Source organism: Bordetella genomosp. 11, from assembly GCF_002261215.1.
Classification (GTDB): Bacteria; Pseudomonadota; Gammaproteobacteria; order Burkholderiales; family Burkholderiaceae_B; genus Bordetella_C.
On record NZ_NEVS01000004.1, the window covers coordinates 2,483,239 to 2,497,832 of the forward strand.

A 14,594-nucleotide genomic window follows, 5' to 3' on the forward strand; every position below is an offset into this window, starting at 1 on the left:
GCGCGATTATAGGATCGGGGCGGCCACGCGAGATGGGCGCGCGAATGCCGGGAGAACCGGCGAGGCAGGGCCGGCCATGCGAACCCGGCCCGCGGGGAGGCTGCTAGCGGCCGTCCAGCGCCGCCTGGTAGACGGCATACGTCCCTTCCACGAACCGAGCCAGGTTGAATTCGCGCTGGCTTTTTTCCCGCGCGGCAGCGCCCATGACGCCGATGCGGCCGGGGTCGGCCAGCATGCCCCGCAGCACGTCGGCGATCGCCGACGGGTCGCGCACCGGGACCACCCAGCCGTCGCGCCCGTCCGTGACGTTCTCCGGCAGGCCGCCGACGTTGGATATCAGGGCAGGCAGGCCGAGGGACATGACTTCGCGGCAGGCGAAGGATAGCGCTTCGCGATACGACAGCACGAAACCGACGTCGCATGCCGCCAGGGCGGGCCGCACGTCATCCAGCAGGCCCGGGAACACGACCTGGTCCTGCAGGCCGAGCTCGCGCACCCGGGCCATTTTCGCGTCATCGGGCAAGTCGCCGGCGACCAGCACCCGGAAGCACTGGCGTTCGTGGGGCGCGAGCATCGCCAGGCCGGCCAGCAGGTCCAGCCAGCCCTTGTCGTAGTCCGTGCCGCCGGCGCTACCCAGCAGGATCTTGCCCGGCGCGGTGGGGCCGAAATATTTTTCCCGCAGACCGGGGCGCAGCGCGTCCGAAGGCGGCGCGAAATAGTCCGTATCGATGCCGTGCCGCACGGTGGAAATCGGCAGACGCCGATACGGCGACTGCCGCAGCAGGCCGGCGACGAATTCGCTGACCGCGATGACCCGATCCGTGCCGAAGCGCGCGCGCAAGCGGTGGCCCACGGTGCGCAATGGCAGGTCATTATGCTTGGTGAAGATAATGGGGGGACGCCGCATGCCCAGGGTGGCGATCATCGCGAGCCTGTGGTCCGTCGAACCGTTCACGTGGATCAGGTCGAAACCTTCCCGGCGTATCAGCCTGCGCAAGGCAATCGACTCGCCGAACAAGGCGCTCGCGCGCGAACGGAAGCGGAAGTCGGCCACCCGCACGCCGGGCAACTCGGCCGCGTAGCGGTATAGCCGGCTGGTGGCGGGCGTCGCGACAGTGATGGCATGCGCATGCCGCAGCCCGCGCGCCAGGTTCATGATGTAGGTGACATGCCCCCCGCCATTGCGCGGATGGAAGTTCGTGTAGAGGATTTTCAAGGACGGGGCGCGCCATCGCGAGACGCGTTTTCGGAAAGGAACATCAGCTTGGCATAGCGAAAGAAACTGCCCGAGGCGGCCGTCACGGCCAGCACGAGGCCATGACGGCCATCGAGAAAGCCGCGGCGTATCAGGTAAATGCGAACGAAAGTCCAGAAACCGTGGCCCAGGGCGCCCAGTATGCCGGTGCGCTTGCCGCGCGCGTGCATCATCGCTGCCGCATCGGACGAATAGCGATTGACTTTGCTGACCAGCGCATCCAGGTTGGGATAGGGATAGTGAAGGAAGTGCCCACGCAGCCGGCCAGTCGGCCCGGGCCTGGCCGGAACGACTTTTTCGTGCACCGCGGCATCGCTGAAGCGGGCGCTGCCGCGGCGGAACAGGCGCAGCACGTAGTCCGGCCACCACCCGCTGTGGCGGATAAAGCGGCCGCAGAAGTCGGACAGGCGCGCAATCTCGTAGGCGTCGCAGGCGGGCGCGGCGATGGCTTCCTGTATGGCCAGCGCCAGCTCGGGAGTGACCCGTTCGTCCGCGTCGATGGACAGCACCCACTCGCCCTGCGCCAGGTTCAGCGCGCGGTTTTTCTGCGGACCGAAACCGGGCCAATCGTGGGTTTGTTCCACGGTCGCCCCCATCGCACGCGCCAGTTCGACGGTGTTGTCGGTACTGCCGGAATCGACCACGATGAACTCGTCGGCGAACGCGACCGAATCCAGGCAGGCAACGATGTTCGCCGCCTCGTTCTTGGTAATGACGATGACCGAGAGCTTCATGCGCGTCCCCTCAGCCGGCGCTTCCAGGCTTTCCAGGCGTGATAGCGCGGTCCCCAGACGGGATGCCCGCCCAGCCACAGGCGTTGCGCCAGCCAGCGCCCGGGCTGGTCGCGCACCGCGAAGCGGTAGATATGCTCGGGATCGCCCCCCGCCGTATTCTGCCCCAGGGCATCCGTGGTGTAGAAATAGCGGAACCCCGCCCGGCGCCCTGCATCCAGGTAATCGTCGTCGAAATAGCCTTGCGGCCAGCACAGGTGCGGACTCTGCTCGCCCAACCGTTCGCCCAGTACCGCGCGCGAGCGCTGCAATTCTTCGGCGATACGATCCCGCTTGCCATCGACGTCGGTGCCGCACACCTTGTCCCAGCGCGTGTGGGTATGCGTGTGGCTATGGAACTCGAAGGTGCCGGCGGCGCGCATGGCTTCGATCTCGCTCCAGCGCGCCATGACTTCGTCCGCCCGCTGGCTGGCGATCGCAGCCTTGCAGGCGGCATGGTCGGGTACCGCGGGCGCCCCCGCCTGTCCCGCCGTGGGCCGCACCGGGCCGTCGCCTATCCACCCCGTCACGATGAACATCACGGCATGCATGCCGTAACGGTGCAGAATGGGATGGGCATGCACCCAGTTATCCAGGTAGCCGTCATCGAAGGTGATCAGGACGGATTTTTCCGGAACCGGCTCGCCTGCCAGATGGGCGGCGAAGCGGTCGGCGGACAGCGCGGTATAGCCGGACCGCGCCAGCCGCTGGATCTGGCTTTCGAAGTGAGCCGGCGTGGCGGCGATCATGCCGGCCGCCGGGGTGACATGGTGGTACATCAGCACGGGCACATTGTGCGCGCGCTTCATCGCCGCCGCTCCGCCAGCCATTTGCGATAGATCAGTTCCGTGCGCTCGGCCAGGCGCTGCGGCGAAAACACGCCCTCTTCGCGGATCATGCGCCGGCCGGCTTCGCCCATCTGCCTGCGCAGCGCGGGATCGTCGATCAGCCGCCGCAAGGCATCGGTCAGCGCGGCCTGGTCCTTGGATGGCACCAGAAAGCCGCTGACCCCATCGCGGAACATCTCGGAAACCCCACCGACATCGGTGCCGACGACGGGCAGCCCGCTGGCTTGCGCCTCGACGTAGACCGTGCCGGACGCTTCCTGTTCGGTCGCCAGCGCGAACAGGTCGAAGCCCGCCAGCAGGTTGGGCACGTCGCGGCGCGTGCCCATCAGGTGAATACGCGGCTGCAGCCCCAGCTCGTCGATATAGGCCCGCACGCGTTCGAAGGTGGGCGATCCGCTGCCGACAAAGACCAGATGCAGATCGGGTCGGGTGGCCATCAGCGGCCGCATGGCGTCGATCAGGGCCACATGGCCCTTGGCCGGCCGCATGACGGCGACGCAGCCGACCACGATATCGGTGTCGGCCAGGCCGAGCTCATCGCGCAAGGTGGATTTTTCGATGGGCGGAGGCGGGACGATGGGCGAATACAGCGTGGCCACGTGCTCGCGCGGCACGCCGCGCGTGATCAGGTATTCGCGGACGTGGTCGCTGACCGTCGTGACGCGATGCGGCAGTATGGTGTACGACCACATCGACCCCACCTTGCTGGCCAGGTGGCGGGTGCGCACGATGAGCGGCGTGCCTGCCATGCGCGCCGCCGGCGCTGCAATGACGGTATCGCGCCGGCTGTGGGTGTTCAGTACATCGAAGCGGCCTTCGCGCAGGATGCGCCGGATTGCCGCGATGCCCTTGAAGTAGTTCGGCACGCCGTCCATGTCGACCTGGTGGACGGTGAAGCCTTCATCGGTCAGCCGCTTGACCAGCTGCGCGCGCGACTGGCAGATGGCCTCCATATGATGGCCGCGCTCGCGCATGGCGATCATTTCCTTGAAGATGCGGTGCTCTTGCCCGCCAAAGGAGACCGCGGCCTCGGAATGGACGATGCGTAAGGGTGTCATGAGTAGGAGATCTCCACGCTTTCCGGGCGTGTCCATTCATTGAGCCGGTCCAGCAGCGCGTCGGCCATGCGCACGCGCCAGTCTTCTCCCAGCCTTACCGTGCATAGAAAGTTGTCGCGCGTGTAGATCACCTCCACGGGCGTTCCCGGCACACCGTTTTCCGGCTCGGCGCGATAGGGATTGAGCAGCTTGCGCAGATGTTCGGCGTCGGCGTTGCCGTTCAGGCGGATGCGCAGCGACCGCGCGCGCGCTTCGCGCGCCAGCTGCAGGTCGAACAAGGATTCGGCGACGATGCGCATGCCGCCGGAATACTCGTCGTTGCTGACCTTGCCATGGACGATCAGCAGTTGGTCCTCGCGCAGGCGATTGCGATGCTTTTCGTAGAGCTCGTTGAAGATGGAGATTTCGACCTGCGCCGTTCCGTCATCCAGGACGGCGAACACCATCTTGCCGCGCCGCGTCATCATGGCGCGCACGCCCGACAGCACGCCGCACATCCATTGCGGTTCGCGCTGGGGCTCCAGGCGGGCAAGCGTCATGGGGACGATGCGCCGCACTTCGTCGCGCCAGGCGTCGAAAAGATGGCCGCTGAAGTAGTAGCCCAGCGCGGATTTTTCCTCGGTCAGGCGCGTATGCAGGTTCCATGGCGCGACCTTGGCCAATTCGCTGGCCACGACATCGCTGGCATCGTCGCCAAACAGGGAGACCTGATTGGCGCTGCGCGCGGCCTGTTCGGCGGCCTCCATGGCGGTGGGCACCGACGCCAGCAAGGCGGCGCGGTTCGGCTCGATCCCATCGAAGGCCCCGGCCTTGATCAGGGCCTCGACGGTGCGGCGGTTGACCGAATGCTTGTCGACGCGGCGGCAGAAATCGAAAAGATCGCGGAAGGGACCGCCTTCCTGCCGAGCGCGGATGATGTCCTCCACCGCGCCCTGGCCGGTGCCCTTCACCGCGCCCAGGCCGTAGCGCATGGTGCGGGGCGGCAAGCCCTTGGCGGTACGCGCGTCGGCCACCGGCTCGAAGCGGTAGCCCGATGCGTTCACGTCCGGCGGCAGTACTTCCACGCCGTTTTCCGTGGCATCGCGCCAGAAAATCTGCACCTTGTCGGTGTCGTCCATGTCCGAGGACAGGGTCGCGGCCAGGAATTCGGCCGGATGGTAGGCCTTGAGCCAGGCGGTCTGGTAGGCGATCAGCGCATAGGCCGCCGAGTGCGACTTGTTGAAGCCATAGCCCGCGAACTTTTCCATCAGGTCGAAAAGCTTGACCGCCAGATTGGGATCATGCCCCTTGGCTTCCGCGCCCTTTTGGAAAAGCTCGCGATGCTTGGCCATTTCCTCGGGCTTTTTCTTGCCCATGGCCCGGCGCAGCAGGTCGGCGCCGCCCAGCGAATAGCCGCCGATGATCTGCGAGATCAACATCACCTGTTCCTGGTAGACGATGACCCCGTAAGTGCTCTTGAGCGTGCCTTCCAGATCCGGATGGAAGTAGTCGACGGGCGCGCGGCCGTGCTTGCGGTTGACGAAATCGTCCACCATGCCGGATTCCAGCGGACCGGGACGGTACAGCGCCAGCATGGCGATGACGTCTTCGAAGGTATTGGGCCGCAGCTTCTTGAGCAGCTCCTTCATGCCGCGCGATTCCAGCTGGAACACCGCGGTGGTATTGGCGTCCGTCAGGATTTTGTAGGCCGCCGGGTCGTCCAGCGGCACCGCCATGATGTCGAAGTCGCGCTTGTCCTCGTTGAACTGCCGCACATAGCGCACGGCCCAGTCCAGGATGGTCAGGTTGCGCAGGCCCAGGAAGTCGAACTTCACCAGGCCGGCGGCCTCTACGTCGTCCTTGTCGAACTGGGATACCGCGCTGTTTTCCTGGCCCGGCTGGCAGTACAGGGGGCAGAAATCGGTGAGCTTGCCGGGGGCGATGAGCACGCCGCCGGCATGCATGCCGATGTTGCGGGTCAGGCCTTCGAGCGGTTGCGCCAGGTCGACCAGGCCGCGGACTTCCTCTTCCTGCTCGTAGCGCTCTTTGAAAGCCGGCTCGTCCTTGAGCGTGCGTTCGAGCGTCCACGGATCGGCGGGGTTGAAGGGAATAAGCTTGGACAGGCCGTCGCAGAACATATACGGCATGTCCAGAACGCGGCCGGCGTCGCGTACCACGGCCTTGGCGCCCAGGGTACCGAAGGTCGCGATCTGGCTGACCGCGTCACGGCCGTATTTTTCCTTGACGTAGTCGATGACCCGTTCGCGATTGTCCTGGCAGAAATCGATATCGAAGTCGGGCATGGATACCCGCTCCGGATTCAGGAAGCGTTCGAACAGCAGGTCGTAGCGGATGGGATCCAGATCGGTAATGCCCAGCGCGTATGCCACCAGCGAGCCGGCGCCCGACCCCCGGCCCGGTCCCACCGGCACGCCGTTGTTCTTGCCCCAGTTGATGAAGTCCTGCACGATCAGGAAGTAACCGGGAAAGCCCATCTGGATAATGGTCTTGCACTCCCAGCGCAGGCGCTCGAAGTAGGCATCGCGCTTGGCGTTGCGTTCTTCTTCGTTCGGAAACAGGAACAGCAGCCGCTTTTCCAGGCCCTGCTCCGACAGCTGGACCAGGTAGTCGTCCAGGGTGACCCCTTCCGGCGTCGGGAAGTTCGGCAGCCGCGGCTTGCCCAGCACCAGCGTCAGGTTGCAGCGGCGCGCGATTTCCACCGTGTTGGCCAGCGCCGAGGGCACGTCGGCGAAGCGCCGCGCCATTTCCTGGCTATCCAGCATGTACTGGTCCGGCGTGAAGCGCCGGACGCGGCGGGGATTGGCCAGGATTTCGCCTTCCGCGATGCAAACCCGCGCCTCGTGCGACTGGAACTCGTGCTTGTCCAGGAATTGGACGGGATGCGTGGCGACCACCGGCAGGTGGCATTCGCCCGCCAGGCGCAGGGCGGCCTGCACATAGGCTTCGTCGCCATCCATGCCGGCGCGTTGAAGCTCGATGTAATAGGCATCGGGAAAAGCCTGGGCCCACTGGCGCGCCAGCATCTGGGCCTGCGCCGCGTTGCCGGCTTCCAGGGCCTGGCCGACATCGCCGGCGCGCCCGCCGGACAGGACGATCAGCCCCGCGGCCTGCTGCACCCATTCGCGGCGGACCTCCGCCCGGCCCTTGTGCTGGTTGGTCAGGTAGGCGCGGCTTAGCAGGTCGCAGAGGTTCAGGTAGCCCTGGCGATCCCGCACCAGCAGCAACAGGCGGTGCGGTTTATCGCGATCGTCGTCGTTGGTCAGCCAGACGTCGCTGCCGGCGACCGGCTTGATGCCCGCGCCGCGCGCGGCCTTGTAGAACTTGATCAGGCCGAACAGGTTGGACAGGTCCGTCAGGGCGACGGCTGGCTGGCCCAGCTTGGCGGCGCGCTTGACGAGATCGGAAATACGGACCGTGCCGTCCACCACCGAAAATTCGGAGTGGACGCGCAGGTGTACAAAGGGGGACGGGGCGACGACGGCTTCTTCTGACATGTCCGCGATTGTACTCAGCAGACCGTGCGATGGACCTCGCCTGGGCCATCCGATGTGCCACCGGCGGGCCGGCTGTGCAAGAATAGACGGTTGATGAGTACTTTGCGTGTTCCCCCGCTATGAAATGGCTGATCCCCGGGCTGTGGCTGGCCTCCATTCTGTATGGGCACTATCGCGGCCGGGTGCGCCTGGCCTGGTCGCGCGTCTTCCTGGACCATTCCGTCCTGCTGGCGCCGGTAAATGCCTTTATGGTGCTCGCTTCGCGGGTACCCACCACGCCCTATGTCTCGGCGCGCGAGATCCCGGAACTGCAGGTCCTGCAGGACAACTGGGAAATCATCCGCGACGAAGCGCTGCAGATGGCCGAAATGCGCCGCATCAAGGCGGCGGAACGCCATGACGATATCGGCTTCAATTCCTTTTTCAAATACGGCTGGAAGCGCTTCTACCTGAAGTGGTACGACGCCCGCCACCCCTCGGCGGAAGCGCTGTGCCCGCGCACGGTGGCGCTGCTCAAGACCCTCCCGAAGGTAAAGGCGGCGATGTTTGCCGAACTGCCAGACGGGGGCAAGCTGAATCCGCACCGCGATCCGTTCTCCGGTTCGCTGCGGTACCACCTGGGGCTGGCCACGCCCAACGACGACCGCTGCTACATCGACGTGGACGGGGAACGCTACAGCTGGCGCGATGGGGAAGGCGTCGTGTTCGATGAAACCTACATCCACGAAGCCCATAACAACTCCGGCCAGAACCGCATCATCCTGTTCTGCGACGTCGAAAGGCCGCTGCGGTGGCGCTGGGCGGAAGCCTTCAACGCCTGGTTCGGCAAGGTGGTGATGTCGGCGGCCAGCTCGCCCAACGACGATGGCGACAAGACAGGCGCGATCAATCGCCTGACGCATGCGCATTGGCGCCTGGACCAGGCGCGCAAGCGATTCAAGGCCTGGAACAAGCCGGTCTACAAGGCCGTCAAGTGGGCCCTGGTGGTGCTGGTCGTGGGCGCCTTCGTCTGGATCTGACGGCGCCCCGATGGCGCGCTACGAACGCGGCGGCGCGTAGGCGGAAACGATAGGCCGGACATCCCGCCCGCGTTCCATTGCCGCGAAAACCTCGGCCACAAAATCGCGCAATTCCCCGCCCAGTCCCTTGAGGCGCAGGCGGCGGAACCAGGGCCATCGGCGGGAGGGTCGATTCCCGGACCGCAATGCATGGGCTTGCAAGACAGCGTCGCTCATGACCTTCTCCTGGAAACAGGATAGGACGGGAGCCTGTGAGCGGCCCCCCGTCCTGATGGATGATAGGCCGCACCCTTCCGACATGGCAACGGGGCCGCGAGCGGTTGCGGCCCCGGCGCAGGCGCGGCCTAGCGCCGCATCGATTCCCAGGACTTCTGCAGGCGCTTGACCGAGACCGGCATCGGCGTGCGCAGCTCCTGCGCGAACAGGGCGACCCGCAACTCTTCCAGCAGCCAGCGGAATTCGTCCAGCCGGGGGTCCGACGCCCCCTTGAGCGCGGCGCGGGCGCGTTGATACTGCGTCAGCAGGGGCGCCATGTCGGCCATCAGGCGCTGGTCGCGGGCAGGATCTGCTCGCAGCTTGTCGATACGGGCCACCGCGGCCTTCAGGTAACGGGGGAAATGCGCCAGCTGCGCATAGGGCGTATCGCGCAGGAAGGTCGGTGGCACCAGCGCGCCGGCCTGCTGCTGCAAATCGGCATAGGCCGCCGGGTGCCCTTTCGCCTGGGGCAGCTTGCGCTGCAGCGCGGCCCATTCCGTCAGCACCGCACCGGCGAGCCGGCCGACTTCCTGCGCCAGCAGGCCCAGCCGGCCCTTGCCTTCCAGGCGCCGCGATTCGAACTCCGCCTGGTTGACCGGCCAGGGATCGGCCAGGCACGCCCTTTCCACGGCGCAGTCGATGATCTGGTCGCGCAGGGACTCCTGGCTTCCCAGCGGCATGAACAGCATGCTGATGCGCGTCAGGTCGGGCAGGTTCTTTTCCAGGAATTTGATCTGCTCGCGCAGCCCCAGGCGGAACAGGCGCAGCAGCCCCGCGCGATGATGGCGGCGCGCCTCGTCCGGGTCGTCGAAGACGTCCAGATCGCAATGGGTGCCGCGATCGACCAGCGCGGGATATCCGATGACGGATTGGCCCTTGCGCTTGATCTCCATGATTTCCGGCAATTCGCCGAAAGACCAGTCGGTCAGGCCATCCTGGGCCAGGGCCTGGGCGACCTGCGTGTCGCGGGCGGCCAGTTGCTGGAAGTCCGCCTGTGCCTGGCGGCCGAATTCCGCCTTCAGGGACGCCAGGTTGCGGCCCGCTGCCAGCATGCGTCCATGCTCGTCGACGACGCGGAAATTCATGAACAGGTGCGGCGGCAGCGTTTCCAGCTTGAAATCCGCTGGCGCGGGGCGCACCTTCACCTGTTCCCACATATCGGCGGCCAAGGCATCGAGCAGGCCCTGCTGAGGGTCGCCCAGCCGGTCGAACCACCGGTCATAGAAGCCGGCGGCATATTCCGGCAAGGGCACGCAGTGGCGCCGGATCTTCTGCGGCAGCGACTTCAGCAGCAGATGGATTTTGTCCTTGAGCATGCCGGGAACCAGCCACTCGCAGCGCTGCGGGTCGATCTGGTTGAGCGCGAACAAGGGGACGGACAGCGTCACGCCGTCGCGCGGCGAGCCGGGTTCGAAATGGTAGTCGAGGTCCATGACCACGCCCTGCCATTCCACCTTCTTGGGAAAGACCTCGGTGGTGATGCCCGCCGCTTCATGGCGCATCAGGGCATCGCGAGTGAGCAGCAGCGCGTCGGCCGCGGCCTTGTCCAGGCCCGCGTACCATTTTTCCAGCGTCGACGCCTGGCTCATGCCGGCCGGAATCTGGCGATCGTAGAACGCCTGGATCAGCGTGTCGTCGACCAGGATGTCAGGCCGGCGCGCGCGATGCTCCAGCTTTTCGATCTCCGCGATGAGCCGGCGGTTCTGCGCGACGAAGGGCAGGCGCGTGTCGATGTCGCCGGGGACCAGCGCGTCGCGGATGAAGATTTCGCGGGCGTGCTCCGGGTTGATGCGGCCGTAGTGGACGCGGCGCCCGGTATAGATCGTCAGGCCGTAAAGGGTGGCGCGCTCGTTGGCCACCACTTGCCCCGCTTTCTTCTCCCAGCGGGGATCGGACCAATTGCGGCGCAACAGGTGCGCGGCGGCGCGTTCGATCCAGGCGGGTTCGATGCGCGCGATGCAGCGCGCGTACAGCCGCGTCGTTTCGACCAGTTCGGCCGCAATGATCCAGCGCCCGGCTTTCTTGGCCAGGCGCGAGCCGGGATGGATATAAAAGCGGATATCCCGCGCGCCCTGGTAATGGCCGCCCTCATCGCTTTTGTAGCCGATATTGCCGAGCAGGCCGCTGAGCAGCGCCATGTGTATCTGCTCGAAGGTCGCCTCGGACTGGTTCAGGCGCCACCCCTGCTCGCCCACGACCGACGCCAATTGCGTGTGGACATCGTGCCATTCGCGCAGCCGCAGCGGCGACAGGAAGTTCTGCCGCAGCAGGCCGACCAGCTTGCGTTGCGAGGCCTTGTGCTGGACCTGTTCGCCATACCAGCGCCAAAGCTTGAGAAAGGACAGGAATTCCGATTTGTCGTCGGCGAATTTGGCGTGGGCGCTTTCCGCGGCCTCTTTTTCCTGCATGGGGCGGTCGCGCGGGTCCTGGATGGACAGGGCCGACGCGATGATGAGCATTTCGGCCAGGCATTGCTGCTCGCGCGCGGCCAGGATCATGCGGCCGATGCGCGGGTCCAGCGGCAACCGGGCCAGCTCGTGGCCGGTGCGGGTCAGCGCGAAGGCCGGGCCGGATTGCGTGGCGGTATCGTCCGCGCCCGCGGCGTGCTCGTCGCGTTGCACGGCCTCGATCGCGCCCAGCTCCTGCAGCAGGTGGTAGCCGTCGGCGATCGCGCGGCCAGGCGGCGCTTCGACGAAAGGGAAGTCCTCGATGTCGTCCAGCTTGAGGGACTTCATGCGCAGGATCACCGAGGCCAGCGAGGAACGCAGCACTTCCGGGTCGGTGAAGGGCGCGCGCGCGTTGAAGTCGGCTTCGTCATACAGGCGGATGCAGAGGCCGGGGCCGATGCGGCCGCAGCGCCCCGCGCGCTGGTTGGCCGACGCGCGACTGATGGGCTCGATGCGCAGTTGCTCGACCTTGTTGCGCCACGAGTAGCGCTTGACCCGCGCCAGCCCGCTGTCGACGACGAAGCGGATGCCCGGGACGGTCAGGGAGGTCTCGGCGACGTTGGTGGCCAGGACGACCCGCCGCCCGCTGCCGCGCGGCCGGAAAATCTGCTCCTGCTCGGCCTGGGACAGGCGCGCGTACAGTGCCAGGACCTCCGTGCCCACCGGATGGTGCTTGCGCAAGGCTTCAGAGGCCTCGCGGATCTCCCGTTCGCCCGGCAGGAACACCAGGACGTCTCCCGGGCCATGGCGCGCGCACTCGTCGACGGCATCGACGATGGCGTCGATCAGGTCGCGCTCTTCGTCGCCGGCGCGCTCGCGAGCCGACCGGGCGGCGGTCTCGGCATCCGTTTCCTCCTGGCGCACCGGGCGGTAGCGGACTTCGACGGGATACAGGCGGCCCGATACTTCGATGACGGGCGCCGGCCGGTCGGGCGCGGCGGCGAAGTGCGTGGCGAAGCGTTCGGCATCGATGGTGGCCGAGGTAATGATGACCTTCAGGTCCGGCCGGCGCGGCAGTACCCGCTTCAGGTAACCCAGCAGGAAATCGATGTTCAGGCTGCGCTCATGGGCTTCGTCGATGATCAGCGTGTCGTAGCGCTTGAGCAGCGGATCGCGCTGGGTCTCGGCCAGCAGGATGCCGTCAGTCATCAGCTTGATGGCGGCGTTCGGCCCGGTGCGATCGTTGAACCGCACCTGGTAGCCGACGACCTCTCCCAAGGGAGTTTCGAGTTCGTCCGCGATGCGCCTGGCCACCGACGTGGCGGCCAGCCGCCTGGGCTGGGTATGGCCGATCATGCGCGTGCGCCCACGGCCCAGGTCCAGGCAGATCTTGGGCAGCTGGGTGGTCTTGCCGGAACCCGTCTCGCCGCTGACGATCACCACCTGATGATGCTCGATGGCGCGCGCGATTTCCTCGCGGCGGGCGCTGACCGGCAGTTCTTCGGGATAGCGGATGGGAGGGATCGCGCGCGGCGCGGCGGCGGGCACAGGCGGCGATGCAAGGCCGGACGACGCGGCCGCCCGGGGCGCGGCCCGGGCGCGCCGCGGGGGGGTTTGAGGCTTGACGGTCATTCCCGCAATTATAGTTTTTCGCGGGTCGGCGGTCCGCGCCGTCGCCGTGCTAGCGGATGATCAGCTTGCCATCCGATAGTTTGGCGGTACCGCCGGGCAAGTCCTCGCTGATCGATTCGCGCCGGTTGACCACTTGCAGCTCCACCCCGCCATGGATCTTGCGCGACGCATGGATGGTGGCGTCCTCGGCCACGGAGTCTTCCGCCGCCAGGCGCCGTTCGCGGGCGTCCACGCCGGCCAGATCGCTGATCAGCTTCGCATGGGTTTGCACCGCCCGTTCGCCTATGCCGTTGGCGGCCTTCTCGGGATGCTTGCGCAGGAAGATCAGCAGTTGCTCCAGCTTGGATTTTTCTTCCTGCAGGCGCTTGCGGGTGCGTTGCAGCGCTTCCTTCTGCGCCTGGGCATGCGGGTTCACGCCGACCTGGATGATCGTCTTGACGCCGGCCATGGTGCCCAGCGTGGCGGCCCGGATACCGCGCAGCGCGCGTATCTGGCCGCCGTTGATGTTGCCCTGCGTGGAGCCTTTGGCCCCGACCGTCACCGTATCGCCGGCGTTCACGTCGCTCTGCCGGATTTCACTTTCGACCTGCACGTCCTTGCCGGCGTTGATGGTCGCATTGCCGATAAAGCGCGCCTTTACCGAGCCGCGCGCGGAAACCTGGGCCAGGCGCGCGGCCGGATCGGCCGTGGTCGCGCCTTCGGCTGCGCCCAGGATACCGCCCTTGACCACGACATTGCCGCCGGCGTCGATATGCGCCGCCTCGACCGTCCCGCTGACCAGCACATCGCCGCTGACCTTGACCGACATGCCGGTCGTCACATCGCCGCGTACCTGGAGGGTCCCTTCGAAATTGATGTTGCCGGAATTCAGGTTGACCGCGTCGACTTCGACGACGGGGTTCACCGACACGCCGCACGGCAGCATCGACGGCGCCCCATCGATCGCCGCCAGCAGCACCTCGGGATCGTTGGGATCGCGCGTGACGCCGGCGAGATTGTCGTCGTAGGGCAGGTCTTCCGGCGCGGGCGCCGGCGCCGGGTTGCCGTAGACGTCCACGCCATCGGTTCCGACGGTACCCGGGATCCGCCGCATCAGCGGCATCCCGGCCTTGACCAGTACCAGGCTGCCCATCGAGCGGTAATCCACCAGGGCATTTTCGTCCACGTCCGCCACGTGGCGCGCCAGCAGGCTTTCGAAACGCGTGGGCAGACCTTCCTTGGGCGGAATACCGGAGGCAATCAACGCGGACTCGGCGGCGCCGCCTTCCACCGCCTGCAACAGGGTTTCTTCGTCCACGCCGTAGACGATGCCATGTTCGGCCAGCGCGGTACGCACGTCGCCCAGCTGCACGCCGCGTCCGCCCTTGGCCGGATGCAGGGTCAGAAAGACCTGCAGCTTGTCTTCGCTGATTTCGAGCTCGAAGGCACCGTCGACGATTTCGCCGATCACCGCCTCGACCACGCCATCCGCCGCGGCCGGCGGGGGCACTGCCGGATCGGGGCTGTCCATCAGCTCCAGGGCGGCGCCCAGCCGCGCCGCGTTGGACTCGATGGCCGCCAGCTCACCCGACAGCTCCTGCGCGGCGGAGGTCGCGGCCGCCACTGCCGTGCCGGCCTGGCGCAGCGCCTCCGCGCTGATGCGCGCGGCCGCTTCCTGGCACCGCCCCAGGAACTCGGCCACCGCCGCATTGTCCAGGGCATCCACCGTCCAGCCGCGGGCGGCCAGCGCCGCCTGCAGCATGTCGGTATCGGGGGGCTCCACCGCCGCGGCAGCACGGAAGCCGGCACGCAGTTCCCGCGTAGCCGGATCCAGAATCAACCAATAGGATTGGGTCACTGCCGTGTATCCTCGAGAGATTGCCGGCATCCGGGCGAC

9 protein-coding genes are annotated in these 14,594 nt (G+C 66.7%); 1 reads left to right on the forward strand and 8 read right to left on the reverse strand.

From position 1 onward, the window contains the following. Window positions 1-103: 103 nt before the first annotated feature. Genes CAL28_RS18790 through dnaE form a run of 5 tightly spaced genes read right to left on the reverse strand, consistent with a single transcriptional unit; the run spans window position 104 to window position 7,425 of the window. Entirely contained in the window at window positions 104-1,216 is a 1,113-nt protein-coding gene (locus CAL28_RS18790) for a glycosyltransferase family 4 protein (protein ID WP_094842778.1), read from the reverse strand. Next, window positions 1,213-1,989 (reverse strand): glycosyltransferase family 2 protein, encoded by a 777-nt coding sequence (locus tag CAL28_RS18795; protein WP_094842779.1) that lies wholly within the window; start codon window positions 1,987-1,989, stop codon window positions 1,213-1,215. The genes CAL28_RS18790 and CAL28_RS18795 overlap by 4 nt, the downstream gene beginning before the upstream one ends. Continuing rightward, window positions 1,986-2,834, reverse strand: a complete 849-nt coding sequence (locus CAL28_RS18800; protein WP_094842780.1) for a polysaccharide deacetylase family protein — start codon at window positions 2,832-2,834, stop codon at window positions 1,986-1,988. The genes CAL28_RS18795 and CAL28_RS18800 overlap by 4 nt, the downstream gene beginning before the upstream one ends. Then, a complete protein-coding gene (locus tag CAL28_RS18805) occupies window positions 2,831-3,931 on the reverse strand; it encodes a glycosyltransferase family 4 protein (protein ID WP_094842781.1) in 1,101 nt (366 codons plus the stop codon). Before CAL28_RS18805 ends, CAL28_RS18800 begins: the two co-directional genes overlap by 4 nt. Further along, window positions 3,928-7,425, reverse strand: a complete 3,498-nt coding sequence (gene dnaE, locus CAL28_RS18810; protein ID WP_094842782.1) for a DNA polymerase III subunit alpha — start codon at window positions 7,423-7,425, stop codon at window positions 3,928-3,930. The genes CAL28_RS18805 and dnaE overlap by 4 nt, the downstream gene beginning before the upstream one ends. Window positions 7,426-7,544: 119 nt before the next feature. On the opposite strand from dnaE, the gene lpxO reads away from it, so the two are divergent. After that, complete coding sequence (gene lpxO, locus CAL28_RS18815; protein WP_094842783.1) at window positions 7,545-8,444, forward strand: lipid A hydroxylase LpxO; 900 nt, start codon at window positions 7,545-7,547, stop codon at window positions 8,442-8,444. 18 nt (window positions 8,445-8,462) lie between these two features. On the opposite strand, the gene CAL28_RS18820 is transcribed toward lpxO, so the two are convergent. The 3 genes from CAL28_RS18820 to CAL28_RS18830 form a co-directional block, all read right to left on the reverse strand. Continuing rightward, window positions 8,463-8,660, reverse strand: a complete 198-nt coding sequence (locus CAL28_RS18820; RefSeq protein ID WP_094842784.1) for a hypothetical protein — start codon at window positions 8,658-8,660, stop codon at window positions 8,463-8,465. Between the two features lie 128 nt (window positions 8,661-8,788). After that, the gene (gene hrpA, locus CAL28_RS18825; protein ID WP_094842785.1) at window positions 8,789-12,718 is read right to left on the reverse strand and encodes an ATP-dependent RNA helicase HrpA; all 3,930 of its coding nucleotides are present in this window, start codon (window positions 12,716-12,718) and stop codon (window positions 8,789-8,791) included. 49 nt (window positions 12,719-12,767) lie between these two features. Then, a complete protein-coding gene (locus tag CAL28_RS18830) occupies window positions 12,768-14,555 on the reverse strand; it encodes a FapA family protein (protein ID WP_141218213.1) in 1,788 nt (595 codons plus the stop codon). Window positions 14,556-14,594 lie beyond the last annotated feature (39 nt).